The sequence below is a fragment of the uncultured Campylobacter sp. genome, assembly GCF_938045225.1.
In the GTDB taxonomy this organism is placed as follows: Bacteria; Campylobacterota; Campylobacteria; order Campylobacterales; family Campylobacteraceae; genus Campylobacter_A.
On record NZ_CALINL010000056.1, the window covers coordinates 1 to 3,962 of the forward strand.

The window sequence follows — 3,962 nt, forward strand, 5'->3', positions numbered from 1 at the left end:
GATCGCCCAATAGCTAAAGGTTTTGCCCAAATTTAGCTTGCCTTCATACGCGCTAACGCCGCTTAAAACCGAGCTAGTAAATAGATGTCCGCCGTAAAAAACGACCATCATGAGACCGCAGCTAAAGGTGATGCCGCCGATAAAATTTGCAAGACCGATAGACTGTTTTTCAGCCATGCCCACGGTCGAGTGCGCCCAGAAAATATCGCCCATAGCAATCGCCGCGCCCGCCATGATAGCTAGAAAAATAATGCTTACTAACGGAGTATGCGCCTTGTGCTCCATCGAATTTGACACCGCTTGCGCGGTTTCTGCAGGATTTAACATCTTCTCCTCCTAATTTAAATTTTTATCTATTTCCAAGATACGTTCAAAGGCTTTTTGCGCGCTTTTTTTCGCATTTTCGCTTAAGCCCTCTTTAAAATCAAGCACGTTTTCAAGCAAAACGCTAATGCCTAAAAACAGCGTTTTGGGGCAAATTTTACGCAGGTAGCTTAAAAGTACGGGCGTGGGCAAGTTGTGCGTCGAGTAGATATAGTCGCGCTCGTTGCTTAGATCAAAAAATTCGATCGCTCCGTCCTTAAACCCGCTCATCGCGTCTACCACGACGATGATATCAGGCTCAAATTCGCGAAGCGCGCCAAACTCGTTTTCAGGCACGTCCTGTCCGTAAAATACCCGCCAATCTTTCAAATTTACCTCGACGATTCGCCCTGTTTCGTTGCCTACGTCGTCATCTCCGCGCATGGGATTGCCGATGCAAAGTAAAGCCTTTTTCATCTCTTTTCCTTTCTTTTTTGAGCGCCTTTAAATGAGCTTGAAAATTTTAACCTGCGATGGACTACATGTCCTATCTCGGCTAAAATTTTCTGCGCAACATTTAAATTCATCTCAAAAATCCTTCCTAAGCACCAGATATCCCTCGCGTAAATTTTCAAGCTCGGTCTTTAGCTCGCATTCGCAAAGCTCGGGAATGAGCCTTGTCGCATGCTCCCTAAATATCTCCACTTCAAAATACTTACTCAAATTTCCCAGCTTAAATTTGACGTATTCGCCGCCGTTAGCGACGATACGCTCATACTCCTCGTCTGCGATATCGAGTAGCTTTTGGCTAAAATCGATCGTACCCACGCCGTGACCGACGCAGGTAGAAAAGAGCTTGATATCCTTTAGCTCTTTGGGCATTTTTTCGTTTTCGTCCATGTGGCGGCGAGTGAGCTTATAGACTCTTATCATCTTTTATCCCAGATTTCTTTTTTTACGTCGATCGCGTTTTCGCTCTGTTTTGCGTTTGCGTATTTTAGATAGACGTCGTTGTAAAGCAACCCCATACACTCGGCGTATCTAGGATCTTCTTCTTTATACATGGCTTCTAGTATCGCTTTTTTAGTCGCCGCTACGTCATGGATATCGGGCGATGTTTTAGCTGCGTCCATATACTTAGTAAACAGCGTTCTGCCAAATATATAGCTCATCAGCCTCTTTGACTCGGCTTCTAAATCTCGCTCAAAAAGTATGTCGCCCATGATGGACTCTTTAACGGCCGGAACTTTACAGTCGTCCTGCTCGAAGCTTCTTTTTTGTAGCTTTTGATCTATGATGCCAAGAGCCATGCCAAGGCCGTATATGACGCTAGCCGGATGCGGAGGACAGCCCGGGATATAGACGTCTACGGGGATGATCTTATCTATACCGCCCCAAACGCTATATGCGTCGTAGAATATACCGCCAGTACTTCCGCATGCGCCAAACGCCACCACGATCTTTGGATCGGGAGCCGCTTCGTAAGCGCGAAGTAGCGGATAGTACATCTGGCGCGTAACCGGGCCGCTGCAGACCAGGATGTCTGCGTGGCGAGGGTTGGCTACTAGCTTAAAGCCAAAGCGCTCAGGGTCCCACATCGGCGTAATGGCGGCAAAAATTTCTATCTCGCAGCCGTTGCAACTGCCGCAGTCGATGCGGTAAACGCTAAAGCTTCGTTTGATATTTTTTAGATGCTCTAGCTTTGCGGTTAGGTCGTTTGCCGTTTTTATGTTTTCGGGAACTTGATAAAGACTCATTTTATCCCCTCCTCTACGTCTTTAGTTAAGCGCTCGACGGATTGCGCTTTTTTGCACTCAGGGCAAATATAAAGGTAATCTTTGGCTTCCTCTAGTCTGCCCGGGAGTAAATTTGCCGTACTAAGCTTTGAAAAAGTATAGTTGATGAGGCGAACCGGCGTATACGGTTTGCCGCAGCATTTGCACTTTTGCATCTCTAGCTCGCCGCGTTGGATCAGCGCGCTTTTGTCAAATTTAACCGCAAGCTCAAAACCCTGGCTTAGGCGCACGCCGCCGGTCGGACAAACCTCGTCGCAGCGTCCGCAAAATATACAACGTCCGCAGTCAAACTGCCACACGAGCTTGTCTTGCTTTTCGTTCATCTTTAGCTCGATGGCGTTGCTAGGGCACGCTACGCCGCACGCCGCGCAACCTACGCAAAGCTCGTAGGTATAAAACGGCTGCCCGCGGAAATTATCGGGCACTTTGTAGGGCTCAAACGGATAGGCGTAGGTCGCCTTTCCGTATTTTTCGGTTATGTCAAATAACTTCATCATCTTAAATCCTTTTTGCTAATCTTGCCGGTTTGGCAAAATCTCTTAAGGTCTTTTTCGGTTAAAATTTTACTCTTTTTAGTATTTACGTCCACGACTGTAACGCGCTCGGTGCACGAATAGCACGGGTCGAGCGAACAAACGATCAATGCGGCGTCAGAGATATTATTTCCGCGGAACTGATAGCGGAGGCTCGGCCAGTTGTTATACGTAGCCGCGCGGCATCTCCATCGGAAAACCTTTTGCGCGCTGCCCTGCATGATCCAGTGGACGTTTTCTCCGCGAGGAGCCTCGTCGTGTCCGAGCGCGAAATTTTCAGGCTTGATCATAGTCACGGGATCTATCATGATCGGCGTTTGAGGCATTAGCTCAAAGCACTGCCTGATGATATGAATAGACTGTTTTAGCTCCTTGTATCTCACGACTTCGCGACTAAATACGTCTCCGCCGTGCTCTACTGCGACTTCAAATTCGATATGTTTAAAGAAGTCGTAAGGGTGGTCGTAGCGGTTATCGCGCTTAAAGCCTGAACCGCGCATGTTTGGACCGACCGGGCTAAAATCGCGAGCGACTTGCTTATCAAGTACGCCTACGCCTTTCCAGCGTCCTAGTTGGCGTTTATCCTCCATCACGGCATCCCAAATTTCCGTAATTTGAACGTCGAGTTTGTTTATGATGGCAAGGCCTTGCCTGATTTCATTGTCGGTCATATCGCGGCGAAGTCCGCCCATGATGACGTTGCCGTATGTTTTACGGCCGCCTGTTACGAGTTGGGCTAACTCCATAGAGTACTCGCGCACCCTAAAGATATGCATGAAGGCGTTATAGTTACCCGTTACCTCGCAAGCTAGACCGATATTTAAAAGGTGGCTGTGAAGGCGCTCGATCTCAAGGCAAATCACGCGGATAGCTTGCGCTCTTAGCGGAATTTCTAGCTTTATAGCCCTTTCCGCCGCTTCGATACAAGCAATCGCGTGAGCGTAACCGCAAATTCCGCAGACGCGCTCTGCAAGGTAGCCCATTTGATCGTAGTTCATACGGTTTTCGGCTAGCTTTTCCATACCGCGGTGCTGATAAAACAAGCGGTAGTCCGCATCTATGATCTCGTCGCCGTCGCAAAATAACCTAAAGTGTCCAGGCTCGTCAGATGTAACGTGCAAAGGCCCGAGCGGTACGTCGATGACGCTATCGCCTTTTGGAAATAAAAACTCGGTGTCGGGCTCATCTTGGTGAGCGACTGGATCGGGGCGGTAGCGGTAGTCCATCGCATCTTTTCTAAGTGGGTGAAGTCCGTCTGGCCAGTCATCACTTAAAACTAGACGTCTTTTATCAGGCAGACCCTCAGCTACTAGACCAAACTTATCATAAG

The 3,962-nt window shown here is 48.2% G+C and carries 6 protein-coding genes; all 6 read right to left on the reverse strand.

All coding sequences use genetic code 11. The features are described from left to right. A partial coding sequence (locus Q0200_RS02675; protein WP_297937419.1) for a formate/nitrite transporter family protein occupies positions 1-327 on the reverse strand: 327 nt, incomplete at its 3' end. Positions 328-336: 9 nt separating this feature from the next. Continuing rightward, positions 337-780, reverse strand: coding sequence for a hydrogenase 3 maturation endopeptidase HyCI (locus Q0200_RS02680; RefSeq protein ID WP_297937421.1), 444 nt, complete (start codon positions 778-780; stop codon positions 337-339). Between the two features lie 111 nt (positions 781-891). Continuing rightward, positions 892-1,236 (reverse strand): formate hydrogenlyase maturation HycH family protein, encoded by a 345-nt coding sequence (locus Q0200_RS02685; protein ID WP_297937423.1) that lies wholly within the window; start codon positions 1,234-1,236, stop codon positions 892-894. Beyond that, complete coding sequence (locus Q0200_RS02690) at positions 1,233-2,060, reverse strand: NADH-quinone oxidoreductase subunit B family protein (RefSeq protein WP_297937425.1); 828 nt, start codon at positions 2,058-2,060, stop codon at positions 1,233-1,235. Before Q0200_RS02690 ends, Q0200_RS02685 begins: the two co-directional genes overlap by 4 nt. Then, complete coding sequence (locus Q0200_RS02695) at positions 2,057-2,596, reverse strand: formate hydrogenlyase complex iron-sulfur subunit (protein WP_297937428.1); 540 nt, start codon at positions 2,594-2,596, stop codon at positions 2,057-2,059. The genes Q0200_RS02690 and Q0200_RS02695 overlap by 4 nt, the downstream gene beginning before the upstream one ends. Then, positions 2,593-3,962: nickel-dependent hydrogenase large subunit (locus tag Q0200_RS02700; RefSeq protein WP_297937431.1), on the reverse strand; the 1,370-nt coding region annotated here is incomplete at its 5' end. The genes Q0200_RS02695 and Q0200_RS02700, both read right to left, overlap by 4 nt.

What these genes read in the sequence shown, in the direction of transcription:
- Q0200_RS02680 (WP_297937421.1), bottom strand. Translation starts at nt 780, where the DNA reads ATGAAAAAGGCTTTACTTTGCATCGGCAATCCCATGCGCGGAGATGAC.
- Q0200_RS02690 (WP_297937425.1), bottom strand. Translation starts at nt 2,060, where the DNA reads ATGAGTCTTTATCAAGTTCCCGAAAACATAAAAACGGCAAACGACCTA.
- Q0200_RS02695 (WP_297937428.1), bottom strand. Translation starts at nt 2,596, where the DNA reads ATGATGAAGTTATTTGACATAACCGAAAAATACGGAAAGGCGACCTAC.
- Q0200_RS02685 (WP_297937423.1), bottom strand. Translation starts at nt 1,236, where the DNA reads ATGATAAGAGTCTATAAGCTCACTCGCCGCCACATGGACGAAAACGAA.